Origin of the sequence: Amycolatopsis sp. NBC_00355 (assembly GCF_036104975.1) — a bacterium.
Classification (GTDB): Bacteria; Actinomycetota; Actinomycetes; order Mycobacteriales; family Pseudonocardiaceae; genus Amycolatopsis.
In genome coordinates this window covers 8,742,048-8,763,942 of sequence record NZ_CP107982.1, presented here as the reverse complement: position 1 = coordinate 8,763,942, position 21,895 = coordinate 8,742,048, and the positions used below count along the sequence as shown (strand labels likewise).

The 21,895-nt window shown below is 71.5% G+C and carries 25 protein-coding genes and 1 pseudogene; 12 read left to right on the top strand and 14 right to left on the bottom strand.

The features are described 5' to 3' along the window. Positions 1–22 precede the first annotated feature (22 nt). Entirely contained in the window at positions 23–832 is an 810-nt protein-coding gene (locus OHS18_RS40530; protein ID WP_328614353.1) for a CoA transferase subunit A, read from the bottom strand. 151 nt (positions 833–983) lie between these two features. Between OHS18_RS40530 and OHS18_RS48665 the strand changes: the two are divergent. From OHS18_RS48665 to OHS18_RS40505, 4 genes and pseudogenes are all read left to right on the top strand, one after another. After that, a pseudogene (locus OHS18_RS48665) lies at positions 984–1,832 on the top strand (alpha-galactosidase); the annotation flags it as partial. Positions 1,833–1,941: 109 nt separating this feature from the next. Next, the gene (locus tag OHS18_RS40515; RefSeq protein WP_328614350.1) at positions 1,942–2,829 is read left to right on the top strand and encodes an SGNH/GDSL hydrolase family protein; all 888 of its coding nucleotides are present in this window, start codon (positions 1,942–1,944) and stop codon (positions 2,827–2,829) included. 9 nt (positions 2,830–2,838) lie between these two features. Then, a complete protein-coding gene (locus OHS18_RS40510) occupies positions 2,839–3,777 on the top strand; it encodes a 2-hydroxyacid dehydrogenase (protein WP_328614349.1) in 939 nt (312 codons plus the stop codon). Further along, positions 3,774–4,898, top strand: coding sequence for a glycerate kinase (locus OHS18_RS40505; RefSeq protein WP_328614348.1), 1,125 nt, complete (start codon positions 3,774–3,776; stop codon positions 4,896–4,898). Before OHS18_RS40510 ends, OHS18_RS40505 begins: the two co-directional genes overlap by 4 nt. A gap of 51 nt (positions 4,899–4,949) precedes the next feature. Here the strand turns inward: OHS18_RS40505 and OHS18_RS40500 are convergent, their stop codons facing one another. Both OHS18_RS40500 and OHS18_RS40495 read right to left on the bottom strand, forming a co-directional pair. Then, positions 4,950–5,243 carry an iron-sulfur cluster biosynthesis family protein gene (locus tag OHS18_RS40500; RefSeq protein WP_328443344.1) on the bottom strand — a complete coding sequence of 98 codons (294 nt, stop codon included), beginning with the start codon at positions 5,241–5,243 and terminating at the stop codon, positions 4,950–4,952. An 81-nt stretch (positions 5,244–5,324) separates the two neighbouring features. Then, the gene (locus OHS18_RS40495; RefSeq protein ID WP_328443346.1) at positions 5,325–5,735 is read right to left on the bottom strand and encodes a hypothetical protein; all 411 of its coding nucleotides are present in this window, start codon (positions 5,733–5,735) and stop codon (positions 5,325–5,327) included. 148 nt (positions 5,736–5,883) lie between these two features. Here OHS18_RS40495 and OHS18_RS40490 point away from each other — a divergent pair, with 148 nt between their 5' ends. The 4 genes from OHS18_RS40490 (at position 5,884) to shbA (ending at position 8,089) form a co-directional block, all read left to right on the top strand. After that, entirely contained in the window at positions 5,884–6,363 is a 480-nt protein-coding gene (locus tag OHS18_RS40490; protein WP_328614347.1) for a GtrA family protein, read from the top strand. 11 nt (positions 6,364–6,374) lie between these two features. Next, complete coding sequence (locus OHS18_RS40485; protein ID WP_328443350.1) at positions 6,375–6,731, top strand: YidH family protein; 357 nt, start codon at positions 6,375–6,377, stop codon at positions 6,729–6,731. A 154-nt stretch (positions 6,732–6,885) separates the two neighbouring features. Then, complete coding sequence (locus OHS18_RS40480) at positions 6,886–7,182, top strand: hypothetical protein (protein WP_328443352.1); 297 nt, start codon at positions 6,886–6,888, stop codon at positions 7,180–7,182. Positions 7,183–7,435: 253 nt separating this feature from the next. Then, positions 7,436–8,089, top strand: coding sequence for an RNA polymerase sigma factor ShbA (gene shbA / locus OHS18_RS40475; RefSeq protein WP_328443354.1), 654 nt, complete (start codon positions 7,436–7,438; stop codon positions 8,087–8,089). Positions 8,090–8,159: 70 nt separating this feature from the next. Here shbA and OHS18_RS40470 read toward each other — a convergent pair whose 3' ends face one another. From OHS18_RS40470 to OHS18_RS40460, 3 genes are read right to left on the bottom strand one after another with little or no spacing between them, the layout of a single operon-like run. Continuing rightward, the gene (locus OHS18_RS40470) at positions 8,160–8,990 is read right to left on the bottom strand and encodes an amidohydrolase family protein (protein ID WP_328614346.1); all 831 of its coding nucleotides are present in this window, start codon (positions 8,988–8,990) and stop codon (positions 8,160–8,162) included. Continuing rightward, the gene (locus OHS18_RS40465; RefSeq protein WP_328614345.1) at positions 8,987–9,955 is read right to left on the bottom strand and encodes an aldo/keto reductase; all 969 of its coding nucleotides are present in this window, start codon (positions 9,953–9,955) and stop codon (positions 8,987–8,989) included. The genes OHS18_RS40470 and OHS18_RS40465 overlap by 4 nt, the downstream gene beginning before the upstream one ends. Positions 9,956–9,959: 4 nt before the next feature. Next, positions 9,960–10,298, bottom strand: coding sequence for an L-rhamnose mutarotase (locus tag OHS18_RS40460; protein WP_328614344.1), 339 nt, complete (start codon positions 10,296–10,298; stop codon positions 9,960–9,962). Positions 10,299–10,379: 81 nt separating this feature from the next. On the opposite strand from OHS18_RS40460, the gene OHS18_RS40455 reads away from it, so the two are divergent. Beyond that, positions 10,380–11,120, top strand: a complete 741-nt coding sequence (locus tag OHS18_RS40455; RefSeq protein WP_328443362.1) for a FadR/GntR family transcriptional regulator — start codon at positions 10,380–10,382, stop codon at positions 11,118–11,120. Between the two features lie 120 nt (positions 11,121–11,240). On the opposite strand, the gene OHS18_RS40450 is transcribed toward OHS18_RS40455, so the two are convergent. Genes OHS18_RS40450 through OHS18_RS40425 form a run of 6 tightly spaced genes read right to left on the bottom strand, consistent with a single transcriptional unit; the run spans position 11,241 to position 17,736 of the window. Continuing rightward, positions 11,241–12,254: an ABC transporter permease gene (locus OHS18_RS40450; protein WP_328443364.1), complete on the bottom strand. Its 1,014-nt coding sequence runs from the start codon at positions 12,252–12,254 to the stop codon at positions 11,241–11,243. Further along, positions 12,251–13,762, bottom strand: coding sequence for a sugar ABC transporter ATP-binding protein (locus OHS18_RS40445; protein ID WP_328614343.1), 1,512 nt, complete (start codon positions 13,760–13,762; stop codon positions 12,251–12,253). Before OHS18_RS40445 ends, OHS18_RS40450 begins: the two co-directional genes overlap by 4 nt. Beyond that, positions 13,759–14,793, bottom strand: coding sequence for a sugar ABC transporter substrate-binding protein (locus OHS18_RS40440; RefSeq protein WP_328618665.1), 1,035 nt, complete (start codon positions 14,791–14,793; stop codon positions 13,759–13,761). The genes OHS18_RS40445 and OHS18_RS40440 overlap by 4 nt, the downstream gene beginning before the upstream one ends. A 45-nt stretch (positions 14,794–14,838) precedes the next feature. Further along, positions 14,839–15,585: an SDR family NAD(P)-dependent oxidoreductase gene (locus OHS18_RS40435; RefSeq protein ID WP_328614342.1), complete on the bottom strand. Its 747-nt coding sequence runs from the start codon at positions 15,583–15,585 to the stop codon at positions 14,839–14,841. Next, positions 15,578–16,882, bottom strand: coding sequence for an enolase C-terminal domain-like protein (locus OHS18_RS40430; protein WP_328614341.1), 1,305 nt, complete (start codon positions 16,880–16,882; stop codon positions 15,578–15,580). The genes OHS18_RS40435 and OHS18_RS40430 overlap by 8 nt, the downstream gene beginning before the upstream one ends. A gap of 2 nt (positions 16,883–16,884) precedes the next feature. Continuing rightward, positions 16,885–17,736: a fumarylacetoacetate hydrolase family protein gene (locus OHS18_RS40425; protein WP_328614340.1), complete on the bottom strand. Its 852-nt coding sequence runs from the start codon at positions 17,734–17,736 to the stop codon at positions 16,885–16,887. Positions 17,737–17,936: 200 nt separating this feature from the next. On the opposite strand from OHS18_RS40425, the gene OHS18_RS40420 reads away from it, so the two are divergent. Further along, positions 17,937–19,160, top strand: coding sequence for a multidrug effflux MFS transporter (locus OHS18_RS40420; RefSeq protein ID WP_328614339.1), 1,224 nt, complete (start codon positions 17,937–17,939; stop codon positions 19,158–19,160). A 23-nt stretch (positions 19,161–19,183) separates the two neighbouring features. On the opposite strand, the gene OHS18_RS40415 is transcribed toward OHS18_RS40420, so the two are convergent. After that, complete coding sequence (locus OHS18_RS40415; protein ID WP_328443376.1) at positions 19,184–19,447, bottom strand: hypothetical protein; 264 nt, start codon at positions 19,445–19,447, stop codon at positions 19,184–19,186. Positions 19,448–19,501: 54 nt separating this feature from the next. On the opposite strand from OHS18_RS40415, the gene OHS18_RS40410 reads away from it, so the two are divergent. Further along, complete coding sequence (locus OHS18_RS40410) at positions 19,502–20,230, top strand: MerR family transcriptional regulator (protein ID WP_328614338.1); 729 nt, start codon at positions 19,502–19,504, stop codon at positions 20,228–20,230. Here the strand turns inward: OHS18_RS40410 and OHS18_RS40405 are convergent. Next, positions 20,223–21,446 (bottom strand): NAD(P)/FAD-dependent oxidoreductase, encoded by a 1,224-nt coding sequence (locus tag OHS18_RS40405; protein ID WP_328443380.1) that lies wholly within the window; start codon positions 21,444–21,446, stop codon positions 20,223–20,225. The genes OHS18_RS40410 and OHS18_RS40405 overlap by 8 nt on opposite strands. A 204-nt stretch (positions 21,447–21,650) precedes the next feature. Here OHS18_RS40405 and OHS18_RS40400 point away from each other — a divergent pair, with 204 nt between their 5' ends. Beyond that, on the top strand, positions 21,651–21,854 hold the full coding sequence (locus OHS18_RS40400; protein WP_247062208.1) for a hypothetical protein: 204 nt from the start codon (positions 21,651–21,653) through the stop codon (positions 21,852–21,854). Positions 21,855–21,895 lie beyond the last annotated feature (41 nt).

The following is a 21,895-nucleotide window of genomic DNA, read 5'->3' as shown; positions in this document are numbered from 1 at the left end:
CCGCGAACGGCCGGGGTGGGGGTCATGCCTTGACCCCGGTGAGGTCGTTCAGCCACGTCGTGAACGCCTCGCGGTCACGGCCCACTTCGTCCCAGGCCTGGTATGCCGCGTTGTCGCGCTCGTAGTAGCCCGCCGCGTAGGACGGCTTGGCGCCGCCGGGGACCTCCGACACCGCGGTGACCACCCAGCCCGGGAGGATGACCGCGCCGGGGCGGGGTTCCAGGGTGTCGACGATCTCCTCCACCGTCACCAGTGAGCGCTTGGCCGCCAGGACCGCTTCCTTCTGGACGCCGGTGATGCCCCACATCTGGACGTTGCCCGCGCGGTCCGCTCGCTGGGCGTGGACGATCGTGACGTCCGGATTCAGGGCCGGCACCGCCGTCAGCCGCTCGCCGGTGAACGGACACGTGATCGGCTTGATGGTGTCCGTCTGCGCGGGGAGATCCGTGCCGGTGTAGCCGCGCAGGACCGCGAACGGGAGGCCCGACGCGCCCGCGACGTAGCGATTCGCCATGCCCGCGTGGCTGTGTTCCTCGATCGCCAGGGGCACCGGCCAGTCGTGCTGGACGGCATCACGGAAGCGGTGCAGTGAGCCCACTCCGGGGTTGCCGCCCCACGAGAAGATCAGCTTGCTCGCGCAGCCGGCGCCGATGAGCTGGTCGTACACGATGTCCGGGGTCATCCGCACCAGCGTGAGGCCACGCCGCCGCTGGCGGATGATCTCCTGCCCGGCCGCGACCGGGATGAGGTGCGTGAAGCCCTCGAGCGCGACGGTGTCCCCGTCGTGCACCAGGCGGCCCACGGCCTCCTCCAGCGACAGCAGCTCCGCCATCACACTCCCCAAACTGTTCGCATCACGCACACTCGTTCTGAAACCGAACATAGCACGACGGCCGCGGCCCCGACCAGACGTCTTCCACCCAATGGATGACGCACGCACGACGAAGGGGACTTTCCTCGCGCGGCCACGCGAGGAAAGTCCCCTCTACACGGCCGGCGGCTTCGGCGGCACGAGCCGGCGCCGGCACTCCTACGTCCGCGAGTTCGTCCAGCCGCACCCGGGCGAGCTGCGGCCGATCGTCTACAACTCCCGGGAAGCGACCGGCTGGGACGTCGACGAGCAGACGGAAACGCACCTCGCCGTGGCCGCGGCGAAACTCGGTGCCGAGCTGTCCGTGATGGACGACGGCTGGTCCGGCGACACCGCCGGGCTCGGCGACCGGACCGCCGACGAGCAGCGCTTCCCCGCAGGACTGCGGCCACTGGTCGACGCCGTGCACGCGCACGGGATGAAGTTCGGGCTGTGGGTCGAGCCGGAGATGGTCGACCCGGACAGCGACCTCTACCGCGAGCACCCGGACTGGGTGCTGCACATGGCGCACCGCACGCGCACGACGTTGCGCAACCAGCGCGTGCTCAACTTCGCCCACCCGGACGTCGCTGGGTCACCGACAGCCCGAACCCGATCACCGGCCGGGAGGCGCCGCTAAGCTTCCGTTCCACGTCGCGATGGCGGGCATGCTCGGCCTGGGCGGTGACCTGCCTCGCCGGAGTGCCGCCGAACTCGAAGAGGCGACGTCACGGCGCGTTCGGCGCTGACCGCCGTGCAGTACGTGCTGGGCGGCGACGTCGTGGTGATCTTCTGGCGGCGGCCCACGGAGTTCGCGCGCCCGTTCACCCCGCCGCGCCTGGCCGGGCTGGACCCGGCGGCGCGGTACCGGGATCAGGACGGCGTCGAGCACCACGGCGCCGTGCTGCTGAGTCACGGGCTCGACGTCGAACTGCCGGGGAGCGGCTACGCGAGCGTGGTGGTGCGGCTGACCAGGGTTTGACTACCCACGCCGACCGGCCTCATCAGAACGGGTGAGCGGGATTGACTTTTCACCAGTCGCACGCTGAATGTGAAAGTCCTTCACTTCGCCGCTCGCCAACGGAGGCAGCATGCGCAGGCGTTTGTCCACCCTTCTCGCCGTGCCCGCGATCGCCGCGCTCGCGCTCGCCGCCCCGGCGTCGGCGAGCACCACCTACCACGAATACGTGGCGCTGGGTGACTCCTGGACCGCCGACGTCTTCGTCACCCTCCCGCCCGCCACCCAGTTCACGCCGCTCGACTGCGCACAGTCCACTTCGGACTATCCGCACGAGGTCGCCGGCGCGCTCGGGGTCGAGACCTTCCGCGACGCCAGCTGCGGCGGTGCGACGACGACCGACTTCACGCAGCCGCAGAAGCTGCCGCTCGGCGGGACGAACCCGCCGCAGTTCGACCGGCTCACCCCGACCACCGACCTGGTCACGGTGGGCATCGGCGGCAACGACATCGGGCTCGCCTCCGCCGTGACGAAGTGCCTCAACGTCCTGCCGATCAGCACGTGCAAGGCGAAGTTCACCGCGGGCGGCGTCGACCAGCTGGAGAACGCCGTCAACGCGACCGCGCCGAAGATCGCGAACGCGCTCCAGCAGATCAAGCAGCGGTCGCCGGACGCGCGGATCCTGCTGGTGAACTACCTCGCCGGGCTGCCCGCGAGCGGCAAGGGCTGCTGGCCGGTGATCCCGATCGCCGACGGCGACGTCGCCTACCTGCAGGCGAAGTTCCTCCAGATGAACGCCATGCTCGCGCGGGTCGCCGCCGACAACGGCGTCGAGCTGGTCGACACCTACTCACCGACCCTCGGGCACGACGCCTGCAAGGCGCCCACCGTGCGCTACGTCGAAGGCCTGATCCCCGTCTCGGTGAGCAACCCGCTGCTGCTCGCGTTCCCCTTCCACCCCAACGGCGCGGGTGCCGCGGCGCAGTCGGAGATCGTTCTCGGGGCCGTCCGCGGGGACTAGGCTGTCGGGGTGCCCAAGATCGCGGTGACCCGGTGGATACCCGACGAAGCGGTGAAGGTGCTCGCGGAAGCGGGCGACGTGACGGTGTCGCCCGCCGACCGGCCGCTGACGACGGCCGAGCTGCACGAGTTCGCCGCGGGCGCGTCGGCGGTGGTCGGGATGCTGCACGACCGGCTCGACGGCGCGCTCGCCGACGCCGCAGGGCCCGATCTCAAGGTGGTCGCGAACGTCGCGGTCGGCTACGACAACGTCGACGTCCCGGCCCTGGCCGAACGCGGCGTCGTCGTCACCAACACCCCGGGCGTGCTCACCGACGCCACCGCCGACCTCGCGTTCGGCCTGCTGCTCGCGATCACGCGGCGCCTCGGCGAAGGCGAGCGGCTGCTGCGCTCGCGCACGCCGTGGTCGTTCCACCTCGGGTTCCTGCTCGGCTCGGGTCTGCAGGGCAAGACCCTCGGCATCGTCGGGCTCGGCGAGATCGGCCGGGCGGTGGCGAAACGGGCCGAAGCGTTCGGCATGTCGATCGTCTACACCGGACGGTCGAACCGCGGGGACGGATTCGTTTCCTTCGAAGAGCTTCTGGACCGCTCGGACGTCGTCTCGCTGCACTGCCCGCTGACGCCGGAGACGCGGCACCTGATCGACGCCGCCGCGTTGCGCGCCATGAAACCCGGCGCCTACCTGGTGAACACGACCCGCGGCCCGGTCGTCGACGAAGCGGCCCTCGCGGACGCCCTCGAGGCCGGGGAGATCGCCGGCGCCGCGCTCGACGTGTTCGAGCACGAACCCGATGTCGAACCGCGGCTGCTCGGCCGGGACGACGTCGTGCTCAGCCCGCACCTCGGGTCGGCCACGCTCGAGACCCGCACCGCGATGGCCGTGCTGGCGGCCCGCAACGTCGCGGCGGTGCTCGCCGGGCGTCCCCCGCTGACGGAGGTGAAGCCGTGACCCGTGTCGTCATCGCGCCGGACAAGTTCAAGGGCAGTCTCACCGCGGTCGAGGCCGCGGAGGCCATCGCGCTCGGCGTGCGGGACGCGCTGCCGGACGCCGACATCGTCACCTGCCCCGTCGCCGACGGCGGGGAGGGCACCCTCGACGTGCTCGAAGCCGCGGGCGCCCGGATCGTCCGGCTGACGGTCCGCGGTCCGCTCGAAGAGGCGGTCCACGCGCGGTACGCCGTGCTGGACGGCACCGCGTACGTCGAATCGGCGCGCGCGTGCGGCATCGAGTTCGTCGAGCCCAGCCCGGAAACCGCGCTGGCCGCACACACCTGGGGCGTCGGTGAGCTGCTCGTGGACGCGCTGGTGCACGGCGCCCGCCGGCTCGTCCTCACCGTCGGCGGCACGGCCAGCACCGACGGCGGCGCCGGCATGCTGAGCGCGCTCGGCGCCGGCGTGCTCGACGCGTTCGGCGCCCCGGTCGGCCTCGGCGGCGGCACGCTGTCGCGGGTCGCGTCGACCGAGCTGACGCCGGTGCGCGAGCGGCTGGCGGGGGTGAGCGTCGCGGTCGCGACCGACGTGACGAACCCGCTGCTCGGCCCGGACGGCGCGGCCGCGGTGTTCGGGCCGCAGAAGGGCGCGAGGCCCGAGGAAGTGGCGGCGCTCGACGCGGCGCTGGGCCGGTGGGCGCACGCCCTGCAGGTCGGCGGTGCCCCGGACGTGTCACGGGTACCGGGCGCGGGAGCGGGGGGCGGGGTAGCGGCGGGCGCGATCGCGGGCCTCGGCGCGACGGTGGAGTCCGGGTTCGACCTGATCGCCGGGCTGACCGGGGTGGACGCGGCGCTCGACGGCGCGGACCTCGTCATCACGGGTGAAGGATCGCTCGACGAGCAGAGTCTCCACGGCAAGGCCCCGGCCGGGATCGCGGCACGCGCCCGGCCGCGCGGAGTACCGCTGATGGCGCTGGCGGGGCGGATCCAGCTGGACGAGGCCGGGCTGGCGGGCTTGGGCGTCATCGCGAGCAGTGCGCTCATCGACCACGCGGAGTCCCTGGACCACGCGCGGGCGAACGCGGCCGAGCTGCTGCGGGTGCGGGCCGCGGTGCTCGTCAGTGCCTGGCGAAGGCGGTAGAGCGGGCGGACGGGCCTTCCACACCCAAAGAGAAAGGCCCGTCCGCCGCGGTCAGCTCGTGTGCTGCGGCAGCACGGCGAACGCCACGCCGCCGGCATCGTCCTCTTGGACGTCGAGCACCTTGTCGTCCAGCAGCGCCGCTGCCTGCGGCTCGAGGAACACCTTCGGTCCCTCGTCGGCGCCGAGCACGCTGTCACCCTCCGCGGGCTCCGGCGCCACGGACAAGGCCAGCTGGGCGCTTTCGCCCTCGGCGTTCTGGACCGCCAGGCGGAGCCCGGCTTCCCCTTCGCCTTGGCTGGTCAGAGCGGTGATCGCCTCGGCGGCGGCTTCGGTCACGGTCAGCATCTTCGGCCTTCCCTTCGTCGCGGTCCGATGCACTGGGGTCCCACGCTAAATGCGCCCGAACGGACGCGCAGCGTGAGCGGTTCAGCCCTGTCTCGCCTCGCGGATGGCGTCCGCCACGGAGCCACCCGCGTAGTCCGCCCGCTCACCCGGATCGGGGTCCGCGTGGCGGTGGGGCAGCTCGTCGTCGGGGATCACCTGCTCGTAGTCCGGGGGCGCGTCCTCGACGGTCTCGTCGAGCTCGGCGGCCGGGGTCGCCGCGAGCGGGCGGTCCGGGATCGGGTCCGGCTCGGTGTCCGGTTCCTCTTCCGCGAGCCGCTGGTCGATCGGCTCGCCTTCGCGGACCTCTTGGGGCGTGGTGCCGAACCGGTCGGCGGCGCTCCAGTGCTCAGGCGGTTCGATGCCTTCTTCGAGCGGGTCGACGCGCAGCTCGTCTTCGTCCAGCGCCTCGCTGGGGCTCAGGCTGTCCGATTCGGCCGAGTCGCGGTCACTCACTGGATTCTCCCGGTGCAGAGGAAATAGTCATCGCCGGGGACCTACCCGAGGTGCCTGGGCCCGAAACGCCCGCGGTGTCACCGGGATCACATTTCTTCAACGGGTTTAACATATTCACAAGTTTGTGAAGGCGGAGTAGCTTCGGATCATGGCCACCACCAGGTGCGCACCGGAACACCGGCCCTTCGCCACCGACCCGGACCGCCACCACGAGCTCGGCACGCACGCGGCGTGGTACATCGTGGCCGGCATCGTGACAACCGGCGTCCAGGCCGTCCTGTTCCTCCTGCTGCGCGACCGGCTCGGCTCGCAGGTCGCGAACCTGGTCGCGATCGCGCTGACGACGGTCGGGAACACCGAGTTCCACCGCCGCGTCACCTTCGCCGGCCGGCAGAGCAACGCCGGGAAGCGGCACCTGCAGGACTTCCTCACGTTCGCCTTCTACGCCGGGTACGGCTCGGCCGTGCTGGCGATCCTCGACGCCGTCGTCGAGCGGCCGACGTCGTGGGAGGAGACGGGCACGCTGCTGCTGGCCAGCTTCGTCGGCGGGTTCGTGCGGTTCGCGGTGCTGCGCTGGTGGGTCTTCGCGCACCGCAGCGAACCGGCCCGGGCCGCGCACACGGGCTAGCGTCTGCGGACGTGGCCCCGCGAGAAGACATCAAGCCCCACGAGGGCGGCAGTGAACCGGACTACCGCTTCACCCTGGCCAACGAACGCACGTTCCTCGCCTGGCTGCGCACCGCGCTCGGCCTGCTCGCGGGCGGCGTGGCCGTGCACCAGCTCGTCCCCTCCCCCGCCGGGGCCAGCGGCGTGCTCGCCGGACTGTGCGTGGCGCTCGCGGCGGTCCTGGCGCTGACGGCGTACCCGCGCTGGCGGCGCGTCCAGATCGCGATGCGCGCCGGTGAGCCGCTGCCGCGCAGCCTGATGATCGTGGTGCTGACGGCCGGCCTGTTCCTGCTCATCCTCGCCGCGGCCGTACTCCTGGCCCTTTCGTGACGGCCACCACACCATTCGGTGACCGTCCGTGGTGCCCCGAAACCGGGGTTCCGGCGCCGGTACGCGCCCGCCGAGCCCCCTCGGGCGCGGGCTTATTGGCAGTCGGATTATCGGGGCTTCGCGACTACTCCGGCCTCGGCGCGACGGTGGCGCCGTGACCGCCCCCGCCGGCGCGCAGGCCGAGCGGACCGGACTGGCCTGGCGGCGAACCGCCCTGGCCTCCGCCGCCTGCACCCTCTTGCTGCTCCACTCGGCCGCACTCCGCCACTGGGGGCTCGCTGTCCTGCCCGTTTTGCTGTCCGCGGCGACGTCCGCCCTGCTCGCGGGGGTCGGCGCGTCCCGCGAACGGGCCCTGCGTGCCGCCGAACCGGTGGCCATGCCCCGCCTGCTGCCCGCCGTGACGTCGCTCGCCGTCACGTTGACTGCCACGTCCGTGATCGCCCTCCACTGACGGGTGAACTCGGCACATCCTGAAAGCGATTAATCGCAATGTGAGGCGTCTGGTCGCGGTTGCATCACGGTCGCTCCTGCGAACGGGGTATTGGTGGTTGAAATCTGGACTGATGGCCCGAGAGGTGCTTACGATTACCCAGCGTCGCACGGAGCGCAGGTAGCGCCGGTCTCCCGGAGTACCTGCGATGACACCGTTACGGAGAGTTGAACCCCCGGCATGCGACGGTCGAGGGTCGGCCGGGGAGACGACCATGACAGCACCGCCGAGGACCACCGAGGTTTCCGCCACGGAGGTTCGCGATTATCGCACTCCCGAATCATTGCCCCGACCTGGTGGGCGACTGACGAAGGAGGACCTCGACCCGCTCGTCAAGGACGCGGGCGAGGGCAATCCCGCTGCTATCCACACCTTGCTCAAGATGATCGAGCCGGTCGTGGTGCGGTACTGCCGCGCGCGGATGGGAGGTCGTGACCTCTCGTACCTGTCGGCGGACGACGTCGCCCAGGAAGTGTGCCTCGCCGTGCTGAAAGCCCTTCCCGACTACCAGGACCGCGGCGGCTCGTTCCTTTACCTCGTGCACGCCATCGCCGCCAACAAGGTCGCGGACGCCTACCGCGCCGTGGCCCGCGACCGCTCCGAGCCCGTTCCCGAGCTCCCCGAGCGCCCGCTGGTCGGCAACGAGCCCGAGACGCGCGCCCTCTCGCTCGACCTCGGCGCCCGCCTCGGCCGGCTGCTCGCCACGCTGCCCCGGGTGCAGCAGGAGATCCTCACCCTGCGCATCGCCGTCGGGCTGTCCGCGACCGAGACGTCGGAGGCACTCGGCATCTCGCCGGGCAACGTGCGCGTCACGCAGCACCGCGCCCTCACGCGCCTGCGCGGCATGATCCGCGACGACGAGTTCTGACAGACCTTCACACCGGCGGGCGGGGAACCTCCTTTACCCCCTGGGGGACGTTCCCCGCCCGCATCCACGTTCAGGCCAGGTCGTAGACCTTCCGCGCGTTGTGCTCGAAGACGTCCAGGCGTTCCGCGTCCGACAGGGACCCGGTGAGCGAAACCGCCGCGTCCAGGACGACTTCGTAGGCCGCGGCCAGCTCGCAGACCGGCCAGTCCGAACCGAACAGCAGCCGCCCGGGGCCGAACACGTCCAGCACGTGGTCGACGTAGCGGCGCAGGTGCGCCACCTCCCACCCCGACCAGTCCGCCGCCGTGACCAGGCCGGAGAGCTTGCACACGACGTTCTCGCGCTCCGCGAGCGCGGCGACCGCAGACGCCCACGGCTCCCACTCCCCCGCCGCGATCGGCGGCTTCGCCGCGTGGTCCAGGACCAGCCGCAGCCCCGGCAGCCGCAGCGCCACCTCACTGGCCGCCGCGAGCTGCGCGGGCCGCACCAGCAGGTCGTAGACCAGGCCGGCGTCCGCGACCGCGCTCAGCCCCGCCACGATCTCCGGGCGCAGCAGCCAGTCGTCGTCCGGTTCGTCTTCGACCTGGTGCCGGACCCCCACCAGCGGACCTAGCGACCGCAGCGCGGCCAGCCGGTCCGGGACGTCCGAGGCCCGCAGGTCGACCCAGCCGACGACGCCGGCGACCACCGGTTCCGCCGCGGCCGTCGCGAGGAACTCCTCGGTCTCCTCCTGCGCCGACACCGTCTGGACCAGCACGGTCGCGTGCACCCCGGCCGCCTTCGTCACCGCGCGCAGGTCGTCGACGGTGTAGGGACGGCGGATCGGGTCCATCGCGTCGCCCGCCATCCACGGGTACTCGCGTCGCGACGGGTCCCAGAGGTGGTGGTGCGCGTCGATCATGAGACTCCTTCGGCGATGACGGCGTCGGCGCGCAGCAGTCCCGCGTCGACCAGTTCGGTCCACAGCTCCGGCGGCACGACCACCCGGGCGCGCCGCGCGTTCACGCTCACCTGCTCCGGATCATGCGCGCCGACGACGACCGACGCCACCGCGGGATGGGCCATCGGCAGGGCCAGCGCGGCTTCGGGCAGTTCGACGCCGTGGCGCGCGCAGATCTTCGCGATCCGCTGTGCCCGCTCGACGAGCTCGGCCGGGGCCTCGGCGTAGTCGAAGACACGGCCGGGTTCCGCGGTGGCCAGGATGCCCGCGTTGAACGCGCCGCCGACCACCACCGTGACGTCGCGTTCGGCGCACAACGGCAGCAGCTCGTCCAGCGCGAGCTGGTCGAGCAGCGTGTAGCGGCCGGCCACCAGCACGACGTCGAGGTCGGTGCGGCGGACGAACTCGCCGAGCATCGGCGCCTGGTTCATCCCGGCGCCGAACGCGCCGATGACACCCTGCTCACGCAGCTCGCGCAACGCCGGGAAGGCGCCTCGCAGGGCCTGTTCGAAGTGGTCGTCCGGGTCGTGGACGTAGACGACGTCGACCCGGTCGAGACCGAGCCTGGTGAGGCTGTCCTCGAACGAGCGCAGGACGCCGTCGCGGCTGAAGTCCCAGCGGCGCTTGTAGGCGGCCGGGACGGCGAAGCCCTCGCCGTCCTTCTCACCGGCGCCGCCCGGGTTCGGCTCCAGCACGCGGCCGACCTTCGTGGACAGCACATACTCGTCGCGAGAATACGAACTCAGCGCGGCGCCGAGGCGGGTTTCGGACAGGCCCAGGCCGTAGTGGGGCGCGGTGTCGAAGTAGCGGACGCCCTCGTCCCACGCGCGCCGCACGGTCGCGGCCGCCGTCTCGTCGGTGATCGCGTGGTACAGGTTGCCCAGCTGCGCGCAGCCGAGCCCGAGCGGGGACAGGGAGAGGTTCACGCGGTCACTCCTTCACCGGCAGTTCCCAGACCAGCCCGATGCCGGTGTCGTCGCCGGAGTAGTCGTCCTCGACGGCCAGCAGCTCGGCCATCCGGGCCTGCCACGGGACGTTCGCGGGGTGCTCCCGCAAGGCCGCCCGCATCGCCGCGTAGTCGTCGACTTCGAGGACGTGGAACAGGTCGAGACCGTTACGCCAGATCCGCCAGGTGCGGACGCCGGCCTCGCGCAGCGCGACGTCCAGCTCGGGCGGGATCACGGCGTGGACGGACTCGTAGTCGGCCTCCTTGCCGGGTTTCAGCTTCGTGTGGAGAGCCACTCTTTGTGGTGCGGGACCGTGGGTCATGACCACTCCTTCGCCGGGACATGGCACGCTGGGGAGTAACACCCAAACATCCGAGGTCTGTTGCAGGGAAGGGCGGACACGATGCCCGTCACCGATGTCGCGATCGACAAGATCAAGGACATGATCATCACCGGCGAGCTGGCGCCCGGCGACCGGCTGCCGAAGGAGGCCGAGCTGGCCCAGCGGCTCGGGCTTTCGCGCAGCTCCCTGCGGGAGGCCGTGAAGGCGTTGTGCCTGATCCGGGTGCTCGACGTGCGCCAGGGTGACGGCACGTACGTCACCAGCCTCGAGCCGAACCTGCTGCTCGACGCCATGACGTTCGTGGTCGACTTCCACCGCGACGACACCGTGCTCGACTTCCTCGCCGTGCGGCGGATCCTCGAACCGGCCGCGACCGCGCTGGCCGCGCTGCACATGAGTGACGACGACATCGCGGAACTGGGCACCCTGCTCGGGGAGCTGGCCGACTCGCCGACCGTCGAGGCCCTCGTCGCCAACGACCTCCAGTTCCACCGCAAGATCGCCGACGGCTCCGGCAACCCGGTGCTCTGTTCGCTGCTCGACAGCCTCTCCGGGCCGACCGCCCGTGCCCGGATCTGGCGCGGCCTCACCCAGGAGGGGGCGGTCGCGAAGACCCGGGAACAGCACTCGGCGATCTACGAGGCGATCGCGGCCCGCGAGCCGGAACTGGCGCGCTCGTGGGCGACCGTGCACGTCGCGGGCGTGGAGCAGTGGCTGCGCAACGCACTGGGCACGGCCGACGACCCGACGGTGCCCGACTCGGACGCCGCCGCCGACCTGCCCGCCGCGGAAGCCTCCTGACCGCACGGCACCTCCTCCTCGTCCCCCAGCCTCGTGAGTGTTTAGGGCGGTTAGAACCGCCCTAAACACTCACGAGAGCCGCGGCAGACCATGGAACGTCGGATGATCACGCTTTTGGGCTCAGGTCTGGGGTTTGCCGCCGGCATACCGGGCGATGATCAGCGCGACCAGGATGATGGCGCCGTAGATGGCCCCCTGCCACTCCGCCGACACGTGCGCGTAGTTGAGCAGGCTGGACACCGAAGACAGCAGCAGGACGCCGGTCAGCGCGCCGACGAGCGTGCCCTTGCCGCCGTCGAGGGAGACGCCGCCGATCACCGCGGCCGCGAAGACCTGCAGGATCAGCCCGGAGCCCTGGTTCGCGCCCAGCGCACCGACGTAACCGGTGTACGCGAGCCCGCCGATCGCCGCGAGGATGCCGGCGACGACGAACACCGCCCACGCGATCCGGTCGACGCGCACACCGGCCGCCCGCGCGGCTTCGCGGTTGCCGCCGATCGCGTACAGCGCGCGGCCGACGCGGTGGTAGCGCAGCACCCAGCCGGCGATCGCGAACAGCACCGCCGCCAGCCACACGGACATCGGCAGCCCGGCGAACGTCGTGGTCGCCAGGTTCGTGAACGAGTCCGGCAGGTTGAACAGCGTCTTGCCCTTGGTCGAGCCGACCTGCACGCCGCGCAGCACGGTGAGCATCGCCAACGTCACGATGAAGGCGTTCAGCTTCAGCTTCACGATCAGGAAGCCGTTGACGAACCCGACTAGCGCGCCGCACAGCGGGATCACCAGCAGGCCGATCGCGGTGGGCAGTTCGACGCCGAAGCCGGCCGAAGCCGCCGGGATGACCACCATCGCGCCGAGCGCGGGCGCCAGACCCATGGTGGATTCCAGCGACAGGTCGAACTTCCCGGTGATCAGCACCAATGACTCGCCGAGCACGACCAGCGACAGCGCCGCCGACGCGGTCAGGATGCTGACGATGTTGCTCCAGCCGACGAACGTGTCGTCGACCAGGCCGCCGATGACGAACACCACGATGAGCGCGGGCAGCAGCGCGAGTTCTCGCAGCCAGCCGGCTTTGCGACGCCGGGGTGGGGCGGGCAGCTCCGTCTGCGGATCGGTCATCACGTCGGTCACGAAAGCTCGACTCCTTCGATGTCGGCCACGAGGTCGCCGTCGGACCACCCGGCCTGGTGCTCGGCGACCACGGCCCCGGCGCGCAGCACCAGGACCCGGTCGCTCAGGCGCAGGTCGTCGAGCTCGTCGCTGACGATCAGCACCGCCTTGCCCTCGGCGCGCACCCGGTCGACGACCGCGAGCAGCGCCTCCTTCGACTTCACGTCCACGCCGGCGGTCGGGTTGATCAGCACCACGACCCGCGGGTCGCCGGCCAGCGCCCGCGCGAGGACGACCTTCTGCTGGTTGCCGCCGGACAGGTCGGACACCGGCTGCTCGGCGCTCGCGGCGACGATGCCGTAGTCCTTCAACGCCTGGGACGCCTTGGTGAACCGCGTCTTCGGCGAGGCGATCCCGCCGCGGCCCATTTTGTCCAAAATGGACAGGGTGGCGTTGTCCATGATCGGGTGCTCCAGCACCAGGCCTTCGTGGTGCCGGTCGCGCGGCACGCAGCCGATCCCGGCCTTGAGCGCCGCCGGGATGTCGCCCGGCCGCAACGGTTTGCCGTCGACGCGGACGGTGCCCGCGGCCGGTGTCCGCAGGCCGTAGACCGTCTCGGCGACCTGGTGCTTCCCGCTGGCGTTGCTGCCCGCGAGCCCGACGACCTCGCCCCGGTGGAGCCGGAACGAGACGTCCGAGAAGCCGTCACCGGACAAGCGCTCGACCGCGAGGATCTCCGGCGCGTCCGCCTCCAGGGCTTCGCGCGTCGCGGCGTCGCGGACGGACAGGCCGCCCGGTTCGCCGGTCATCGCGTCGACCAGCTCGGCGCGGCCGACGTCGGCGACCGGGGCGGTCAGGACGTGTTTCGCGTCGCGCAGCACGGTGACGGCTTGGCAGACCTCGTACACCTCGTGCAGGTGGTGCGAGATGAACAGGAACGTCACGCCGCCCGCCTGCATCTGGCGCATCCGCTCGAAGAGCCGCTCGATGGCCTGCTTGTCCAGCTGCGCGGTCGGTTCGTCGAGCACGATGAACCGGGCGCCGTAGGACAAGGCGCGGGCGATCTCGACGAACTGCCGGTCCTCGACCGACAGTTCGCCGGCCGGGGTGTCGACGTCGACGTGCACGTCCCACGAGCCGAGCAGCTCTTCGGCCTGCCGCCGCAGCTTCTTCCAGCCGATCGAGAACCCGCCGCCGGCCTGCCGGTTCAGGAACAGGTTCTCGGCCACCGTGAGCTGCGGGACGACCATCGCGTGCTGGTAGACGCAGGCCACGCGCGCCTTCCAGTCGTCCTGCTTGGTCAGGGGCGGGGCCGGCTCGCCGCCGAACTCGACGTGCCCGGTGTCCGTGGCGGACAGGCCGGTGAGGATCGAGACGAGGGTCGACTTGCCGGCCCCGTTGCGCCCGACGAGCGCGTGGGACTCGCCGGGACGCACCTCGAGGCTGACGTCCTGGAGCGCCACGGTGGGGCCGTAGCGCTTGCCGACGCCGTGGGCGCCGACCACCGGGGTGGCAGGCGGGGCGATCACAGGTTGTTCCCCCACAGGGCCTTGTCGTCCACGTTCGCCTTGGTGATGACGGGCGCGGGCAGCTGGTCCTCGAGGATGCCGGGGCTGATCTCGACGATGGTGCTGCCGTGGTCGGTCGGGCCCGGCTTGAACGTCTCGCCGGCCATGGCCTTCTTCAGCCAGTACAGGCCGTACTTCGCGTACGCGTCGGCGGGCTGGGACACCGTGGCGTCCAGCTCGCCGGCCCGGATCGCGGCCAGCTCCTGCGGGATGCCGTCGTTGGACACGAGCACGATGTGCTTCGGGTCGCCGACCGGAAAGGAGAGGTTCTTGCGCTTGAGCGCCTGCTGGGTCGGGGCGAGGTAGACGCCGCCGGCCTGCATGTAGACGCCCTTGATGTCCGGGTTGGCCGTCAGCATGCTGTCCAGGCCGGAGGACGCCTTGTCGGCCTTCCACTCGGCCGGGATGTCCAGCACCTGGATGCCCGGGTACTTCTGCGCCATGCAGGCCTTGAAGGCCTCCGACCGGTCGCGGCCGTTGACCGAGGCGAGGTCACCCTGGATCTGCACGACCTTGCCGGACTTGACCTTCTCGCCGATCGCGTCGCACGCCTTGGTGCCGTAGGCCTTGTTGTCGGCCCGCACCACCATCGCGACCTTGCCGCTCTCGGGGGCGACGTCGACCGCGACCACCGGCACGCCCTTGTTCTCCGCCTGCTTGAGCCCGGCGACGATCGCCGCGGAGTCCAGCGGCGTCACGACCAGGCCCTTGACGCCCTGGTTGAGGAAGGTGCCGATGTCGGTGATCAGCTTCGCCGGGTCGCTGTCGGCGTTGACCGTCGGGAGGACGTCGACGCCCTCGGTCTTGGCCATCTGCGGGACGTAGTTGTTGTAGGCCTGCCAGAACGGCGAGGTCAGCAGCGGCAGGGTCGCGCCGACCTTGCCGCCGGCGCCGCCCCCGCCCGCGCTCGGCGCGGCCGCATTGTCCTTGGTGGACCCGCAGGCGGCCAGCACCAGGCCGCAGACGGCGGCCGTGGCGGCCACCTGGATCACCCTGTTGTGCACTGCATCCTCCTTGATGACAGCGAAAAAGTCTGTTCAGTCGTGCTGCACGGGCCCGCGCGGGCGCAGGCCGTGCATGCCACCGTCGACCGCGAGCGCGGTGCCCGTGGTCGACGCGGAAAGCGGGCTGGCGAGGTAGACGATCGCGTTCGCCACCTCGTCGGCGGTGACCAGCCGGCCCATCGGCTGGCGGGCGGCGAGGGCCGCGCGTTCGGCCGCCGGGTCGGTGGCGGAGTCGAGCAGCCGGCCCACCCAGGGGGTGTCCGCCGTGCCCGGGCACACGCAGTTGACGCGGATCCGATCCGGCAGGTGGTCGGTCGCCATGGCCAGGGTCAGCGAGAGCACCGCGCCCTTGGTGGCCGAGTAGAGCGCGCGGCTGGGCAGGCCCGCCCAGGCCGCGATGGAGCAGGTGTTGACGATCGCCGCGGACGGCGAGTTCTTCAGGTGCGGCAGGGCGGCCCGGGCGAGCCGGACCATGCCGACGACGTTGACGTCGAACACGCGGTGCCACTCGTCGTCGCCGTTGGCGGTGACGTCGCCCTGCGCGCCGATGCCGGCGTTGTTGACGAGGATGTCGAGGCGCCCGAAGCGGTCCACGACGGCGTCGACGGCCGAGCGCACGTCGTCGTCCGAGGAGACGTCACACCGGAAGCCGTCGTCACCAGGTTTCAGATCCAGGACTGCCACCTGGGCGCCGCGTTCGGCCAGCAGGGTCGCCGTCGCCAGGCCGATCCCCGAGGCGCCTCCGGTGACAGCGGCCACCAGACCCTCGAATTCACTCACTTGCGGTCTCCGTCCACTCGGGACCGTCCGGGAAGCGGAACCGGCGCAGCGTGGCGTCGTGCATGCGCGCGGAGAACCCGGGGGCGGTCGGGGCGAGGTACCGGCCGCGCTGTACGACGGCCGGGTCGGTGAAGTGCTCGTGCAGGTGATCGACCCACTCGATGGTGCGGTCGGTGTCGGTGGCGGACACGGCCACGAAGTCGAACAGCGACAGGTGCCGGACCAGTTCGCAGAGCCCGACGCCGCCGGCGTGCGGGCACACCGGGACGCCGAACTTGGCGGCCAGCAACAGGATCGCGAGGTTCTCGTTGAACCCGCCGACGCGGGCGGCGTCCAGCTGCAGCACCGAAATCGCGTTCGCCTGCAGGAGCTGCTTGAACATCACCCGGTTCTGGACGTGCTCGCCGGTGGCCACGCGGATCGGTGCAAGCGCTTTCGCGATGGCGGCGTGCCCGAGGATGTCGTCCGGCGACGTCGGTTCCTCGATCCAGTACGGGTCGTACGGCGCGAGCGCGGTCATCCAGGTGATCGCGGCGGAGACGTCCCAGCGCTGGTTGGCGTCGACGGCGATGCGGATGTCGTCGCCGACGGTTTCGCGGGCGAGCTTCATCCGCCGGACGTCGTCGTCGAGGTTGCCGCCGACCTTGAGCTTGATCATGTCGAAGCCGTCCACGACGGCCTGTTCGGCCAGCCGGACCAGCTTCGTGTCGGCGTACCCGAGCCAGCCGGGCGACGTGCTGTAGGCGCGGTAGCCGTGCGCTTCAAGCTGCGCGATCCGCTCGGCCCGGCCGGGCTCGGCGGCACGCAGGATGTCCAGGGCTTCGGCCTCGGTGAGCGCGTCACTCAGGTAGCGGAAGTCGACGAGGCCGACGAGTTCCTCGGGCGTCATGCGGGCCGCGAACTTCCAGACGGGCAGCGCGGCGCGGCGCGCGGCGAGGTCCCAGGCGGCGTTGACGACCGCGCCGACCGCCATGTGCGCGACGCCCTTTTCCGGGCCCAGCCAGCGGAACTGCGAGTCGCCGACGAGCGTGCGCGACAGGTCGCCGAGCGCGGCCGCGTCGGCCGGCACGTCCCGGCCGACGACGTGCGGCGCGAGCGCGCGGATCGCGGCGGCCTGGACGTCGTTGCCGCGGCCGATGGTGAACGCGAGGCCGTAGCCGTCCGGGCCGCCGTCGGTGTGCAGCACGACGTAAGCGGCCGAGTAGTCCGGGTCGGGGTTCATCGCGTCCGAGCCGTCGAGCTCCCGCGACGTCGGGAACCGGACGTCCAGGACCTCCATGCCGATGATCTTCGCCATGGTCAGGCCTGCCTCGCGCTCTGGCGCTGCCGGCCGAGGCCGTCGATCTCCAGCTCGATCACGTCGCCGTCGCGCAGGTAGGGCTTCGGGTCGGGCTGGCCGAGCGCGACACCTTCGGGGGTGCCGGTGTTGATCAGGTCGCCCGGGCGCAGCACCATCACCTGGCTCAGGTGGTGGATGATCTCGGCCACGCTGAAGATCATGTCCTTGGTCGAGGAGTCCTGTTTCTTCTCGCCGTTGACCCACAGCCGCAGGCCGAGGTCCTGCGGGTCGGGCACTTCGGCCGCGGGCACGAGCGCCGGGCCGAGCGGGTTGAAGTTCTCGCAGGACTTGCCCTTGTCCCACTGGGCGGTGCTGAACTGGAGCGCGCGCTCGGAGACGTCGTTCGAGACGACGTAGCCGGCGACGTGGTCCAAGGCCTCGTCGACGCTGTCGAGGTAGCGGGCGGTCTTGCCGATGACGACGCCCAGCTCGACCTCCCAGTCGGTGCTGACCGACTTGCGCGGGATGAGGACGTCGTCGCCGGGGCCGACCACGACGTCCGGCGCCTTCATGAACACGACGGGCTCGGTGGGCGGCGTCGCGCCGGTCTCCTCGGCGTGGCGGCGGTAGTTCATCCCGATGCAGACGACCTTGCCCGGCTGGGCGATCGGCGAACCGATCCGCAGGCCCGTGACGTCTTCCTCCGGCAGCTCTCCGGCGGCGAGCGCGGCGGCCACGCGGGCAACGCCGCCGGTGGCGAGGAACCCGCCGTCGATGTCGGCGGTCAGCCCGCTCAGCCCGTAGGTCGTGCCGTCGTCGGCGCGGACGAACGGACGCTCACTTCCCGGCTCACCGAGGCGTACAAGCTGCACGGATGTTCCCTTCACCGACACGACCAGACATCCGATGTATATCGCAGACGAGGTCTCCAATCCAGAGCCGTCGCACAATCGGCTCGAAATTGGTCGGATCAGTGCCGGGCACGAGTCATTCGAGCACGGGGTGTCACCAGTCACAGCCGGAATAGGCTCGAGGACCGCGTCGCTGCTCCGTGAGTGACCTGAGGAGGCCGATGACCGACACGGCGGAACCTACCGCGCCCACCCGGCGCGCGCAGCTGAAGTTCGTGCTGATCCTGGGCGGCCTCTCGGCGTTCGGCCCCCTGTCCATCGACATGTACCTGCCCGCGCTGCCGCAGATGGCGGGCGACCTCCACGCCGCGGACACGACGGTGCAGCTGACGCTCAGCGCGTTCATCGTCGGCCTCGCGCTGGGCCAGCTGGTGCTCGGGCCGCTGTCGGACGCGCTCGGCCGCCGCGGCCCGCTGCTCGTCGGGCTGGTCCTGTACGTCGTGGGCTCGGTGCTGTGCGCGGTCAGCCCGGACGCGTGGCTGCTGGTCGCCGCGCGGGGCGTGCAATCCCTCGGCGCCGCCGCGGGCATCGTGATCGCCCGCGCCACCGTGCGCGACCTGTACTCCGGCACCGCGATGACGAAGTTCTTCTCGACGCTGATGCTGGTCAGCGGCCTGGCCCCGATCCTCGCGCCGCTGATCGGCGGGCAGCTGCTCAACTGGACGTCCTGGCGCGGGGTGTTCGTGGTGCTGACGGTGTTCGGGGCGGTGCTGCTGGCCGTGGTGGCTTTCGCGCTCCCGGAGCCGCTGCCGGCTTCCCGGCGCTCGCCCGCGCGGCTGGGCCGGGTGATGAAGACGTACGGACGGCTGGTGGTGGACCGGACGTTCGCGGGTTACGCGCTGGCGTCCGGCCTGCTGTTCGCGTCGATGTTCGCCTACATCTCGGGGTCGTCGTTCGCGCTGCAGGGCGTGTACGGGTTGAGCCCGCAGGCGTACAGCGTGGTGTTCGGCGTCAACGGCGTCGGCATCGTGCTGGCGGGTCAGCTGAACGGCCGGCTGGTCGGGCGGATTTCCGAGCGCGCCCTGCTGCGGGCCGGCCTCCTCCTCGGAGCGGTGGCCGGCCTGCTGGTGCTGCTGTCGGCGTGGGCGCACCTGCCGCTGGCGGCGTTGCTCGTGTCGCTGTTCCTGCTGGTGTCGAGCATCGGCCTGGTGATGCCGAACGCGAGTTCGCTGGCCCTGGCCGAACACGCGCGCTCGGCGGGCGCGGCGTCGGCGTTGCTGGGGGTGCTGCAGTTCGTGGTGGGCGGCGTGGCGACGCCGCTGGTGGGCCTGGGCGGGCCGGGGACGGCGGTCCCGATGGCGGCGACCATCGCGGGGTTCGCGGTGCTGGCGCTGCTGGCGTTCTCGGTCCTGACGCGGCCGGTGCGGGTTGTCGTGAGTGTTTAGGGCGGTTCTAACCCCCTGATCACTCACGACCGTTCGTCGCGCAGCAGCCGTTCCAGCTCCGCGCCCGCGCCGTCGTAACCGGCGTCGGAGATGCGCTGCAGTTCCAGGAGGTCGCCCGCCGCGACCGCGTGCCGGGTGAGCAGGCGCCCGGCGTGCTCGCAGCCTTCGTCGAGCAGCTCGCTCAGCTCGGCCAGGTCGCCGCGGGCGTCGGCCAGCTCGGCCAGCCGGTCCAGCGCGGTTTCGTTGCCCTCGTCGGCCAGCGCGCGCAGAGTCTCGTAGTCCGCCATGCCGACATCGTCCGACGTTGCCCCTGGGGCAAGGTCAAGGGGGATCATGGCGGGATGCTCACCATCGGACAGCTCGCCGGGTACGTCGGGGTGACGACCAAGACGATCCGCGTCTACCACGCCAAAGGCCTGCTGCCCGAGCCGGAACGCGACGCGTCCGGCTACCGGCGCTACAGCGCCGAGCACGCCGTCGACCTGATCAAGATCCGCACGCTGGCCGAGGCCGGCGTGCCGCTGGCCCGCATCCGCGAGCTCCGGTCCGCCACCGGCGACGAGTTCCGGCGGGCGCTGGACCGGATCGACACCGACCTCGCCGCCCGCATCGAAAGCCTGCGCGCCACCCGAGGACGTCTCCGCCAGCTCGCCGACGACCGCCTGCCCGCGCTGCCGGCCGAAGTCACCGGCGTCCTCGAGCAGTTCACCCGCTTCGGCTTCAGCGAGCGCTGGGTGGCGCTGCTGCGCGACTTGTGGCTCCTGGTGTTCGCCACCCACCCCGCCGCGGCGCGCGCCGCGTTCGACGACCAGGCCGCGATGCTCACCGACCCGGTCCAGCGCGAGCTGTTCCTCGCCTACGACCGGGCGTACGACCTCGACCCCGCCGACCCGCGGCTCGCCGAGCTCGCGGACGGGATCGTCGCCGCCACGCACGCGCGCTACGGCGACGACCTCCCGGCGTACGGCGACCCGGCGATCCCGGGCCTGGTCCAGGGCGCGGTCAACGCGTCGTCTCCCGCGTGGCGACAGCTCGACACCCTGATCCGGCGCCGTCTCGGTGTCAGGTGAGCGACGCCAGGTCCGCCGTCTTGAGCTGCTCCGCCGTCACCTTCGTGCGGCCGTCGACCAAGGCCGAGAGGGCGTCGCCGTCGTCCCACATGTTCACGTTCATCGCCGCCGCCACTTCGCCGTCGCGGAGCCAGAACGCCGTGAACTCCCGCGACGCGAGGTCTCCGCGCACCACCAGCTCGTCCGCCGCCGGGTCGGCCAGGCCGCGGTACTCGCAGCCCAGGTCGTACTGGTCGGTGAAGAAGTACGGCGACGCCAGGTAAGGCTCGTTCTCCCCCAGCAGGTTCTGCGCCACGTGCGTGCCCTGGTCCTTCGCGTTCGACCAGTGCTCCACGCGGATCCGGCGGCCGTAGCGCGGGTGGAAGTGGGCCGCGATGTCGCCGACCGCGTAGACGTCCGGGGCCGCCGTGCGCAGGCCCGCGTCGACGCAGACGCCGCCGTCGTCGGACAGCTCCAGGCCCGCCGCGTGGGCCAGCTCGACCCGCGGGGCCGCGCCGACCGCCACCAGGACCACATCGGCCAGCAGCTCGTCGCCGTTGCCCAGCTTGACGCCGCGGACGCCGTCCGGGCCGCCGGTGATCTCCGCGACCTGCTCGCCCAGGCGCCAGTGGACGCCGTTTTCGGTGTGCAGGTCCCGGAACACGCCGCCGATCTTCTCGCCGATGACGTTCGCCAGCGGGACCGCGACCGGGTCCACCACCGTGACGTCCGCGTCATGCGAGCGGGCGGCCGCGGCGGCTTCCGAGCCGATCCAGCCGGCGCCGATCACGACCACGCGTTCCGCCTCGGCGAACGCGGACCGCAGCTTGAGCGCGTCGTCGAGACTACGCAGGGTGTAGAGGCCGGGCAGGTCGCCACCGGGCACCGGCAGGGAGCGCGGCCGCGAGCCGGTGGCCAGCACGAGCCGGTCGTAGCGGTGCTCGCCGCCCGCGTCGTCCAGCACCAGCCGCGCGCCCAGCTCGACGCGCGTCGCGGTGACGCCGGGGGTGAACCGGATGTCCTTCTCCGCGTAGAACTTCTCTTCGTGCACCCAGTCGGGTTCGTCCGTGGTGCCGAGCAGCACGCCCTTGGACAGCGGCGGCAGCTCGTACGGCCGGTGCGGATCGGACCCCATGAGCAGGATTTCGCCGGGATAACCGCGTTCGCGCAACGCGGCCGCGGCGGACGCACCGCCCAGGCCCGCTCCGACGACGACGATCTTCCGCGGCTCCGACATCCTTGACCTCCACCGGCGACAGCAAATCCTGGCGCGAACCTACTCCCGAACCCGCCGCACCACATCCCGGTACGCCGGAACCTCTCGTTCCGCAAGGGAAAACTCGCGGGTAGGCAAATCGGGTGAACCGGCGTCATGGCCCCGTGGCGCGGTCCTCCCACCCCCGCACGAAGCAGAACGTCGAGGGAATCGGAGGCGGCGACCATGAGTCGGGGCGAATGGTCGGTCACCTGCCGGGATCTGGCCGGCAGGCGCAGGGACGTGACGGTGTTCGTCAGCAACGACAAGGTGGTGCTCGTCGCGCCACCGGGCGAGGCGGCGGTGCTCGGGCCGCTGGACGTCGGACGGCTGCGGGCCGCCTTGCGTGACGCCATCGTGGCGACCGCCGACGACAAGGTGGAAACCTGACAACTACCGTTCCTACTTTTCAGTAGGTTAGAGTCGGCCCA

Bases quoted from the DNA above. Each gene is read 5' to 3' on its own strand.
- OHS18_RS40430 (WP_328614341.1), bottom strand. From the start codon at position 16,882: ATGGCGAAGATCATCGGCATGGAGGTCCTGGACGTCCGGTTCCCGACG.
- OHS18_RS40460 (WP_328614344.1), bottom strand. From the start codon at position 10,298: ATGACCCACGGTCCCGCACCACAAAGAGTGGCTCTCCACACGAAGCTG.
- OHS18_RS40530 (WP_328614353.1), bottom strand. From the start codon at position 832: ATGGCGGAGCTGCTGTCGCTGGAGGAGGCCGTGGGCCGCCTGGTGCAC.
- OHS18_RS40455 (WP_328443362.1), top strand. From the start codon at position 10,380: ATGCCCGTCACCGATGTCGCGATCGACAAGATCAAGGACATGATCATC.
- OHS18_RS40515 (WP_328614350.1), top strand. From the start codon at position 1,942: ATGCGCAGGCGTTTGTCCACCCTTCTCGCCGTGCCCGCGATCGCCGCG.
- OHS18_RS40490 (WP_328614347.1), top strand. From the start codon at position 5,884: ATGGCCACCACCAGGTGCGCACCGGAACACCGGCCCTTCGCCACCGAC.
- OHS18_RS40470 (WP_328614346.1), bottom strand. From the start codon at position 8,990: ATGATCGACGCGCACCACCACCTCTGGGACCCGTCGCGACGCGAGTAC.
- OHS18_RS40410 (WP_328614338.1), top strand. From the start codon at position 19,502: ATGCTCACCATCGGACAGCTCGCCGGGTACGTCGGGGTGACGACCAAG.
- OHS18_RS40500 (WP_328443344.1), bottom strand. From the start codon at position 5,243: ATGCTGACCGTGACCGAAGCCGCCGCCGAGGCGATCACCGCTCTGACC.
- shbA (WP_328443354.1), top strand. From the start codon at position 7,436: ATGACAGCACCGCCGAGGACCACCGAGGTTTCCGCCACGGAGGTTCGC.
- OHS18_RS40405 (WP_328443380.1), bottom strand. From the start codon at position 21,446: ATGTCGGAGCCGCGGAAGATCGTCGTCGTCGGAGCGGGCCTGGGCGGT.
- OHS18_RS40420 (WP_328614339.1), top strand. From the start codon at position 17,937: ATGACCGACACGGCGGAACCTACCGCGCCCACCCGGCGCGCGCAGCTG.
- OHS18_RS40400 (WP_247062208.1), top strand. From the start codon at position 21,651: ATGAGTCGGGGCGAATGGTCGGTCACCTGCCGGGATCTGGCCGGCAGG.
- OHS18_RS40415 (WP_328443376.1), bottom strand. From the start codon at position 19,447: ATGGCGGACTACGAGACTCTGCGCGCGCTGGCCGACGAGGGCAACGAA.